Source organism: Wolbachia endosymbiont of Tuta absoluta, assembly GCF_059414725.1.
Genome location: NZ_JBNRJY010000553.1, coordinates 1 through 508 on the forward strand (window position 1 = coordinate 1; position 508 = coordinate 508).

General features: G+C 38.4%; 1 protein-coding gene. It reads left to right on the top strand.

Annotated features, from left to right (window positions below; genetic code table 11):
* Positions 1 to 124: 124 nt before the first annotated feature.
* Positions 125 to 508: hypothetical protein (locus tag ACJ5GX_RS06260; protein WP_495292816.1), on the top strand; the 384-nt coding region annotated here is incomplete at its 3' end.

Sequence of the window (508 nt, forward strand, 5' to 3'; positions counted from 1 at the left end):
TACCGCATAACGTCGCAAGACCAAAGAGGGGGACCTTCGGGCCTCTTGCCATCAGATGTGCCCAGATGGGATTAGCTAGTAGGTGGGGTAATGGCTCACCTAGGCGACGATCGATCTTGAAGAGTTGGCAAAGTTAATAACAGACACCGATTTTAATAAGCATTTAACTGGGGGAAGCAATGATGATCTAGGTATAGATGCCGTCTATATTGATGAGGATAATAATGCTATAAATATATTTAACTTTAAGTTTAGAGAGTCATTTAAGCCTGGGGGGAAGCAAAGCCTGAATGAAACTATTTTGTCAACTAAATATGTTGGTGTTATCTTTAATGAAGACACTAATGGGCTCGAGGGAAAACCAAAGAAATTCGCAAGGGAAGTAATTGAAAAGCTAAATGGGAATGATATTTGGAAGTTTAACTTGTATGTCATATCAAATGAAGATGTGGAGGTTGACTTAAATGATAACTCTTTAAGGCAGTTGAAAAACACATATGATTTAGAA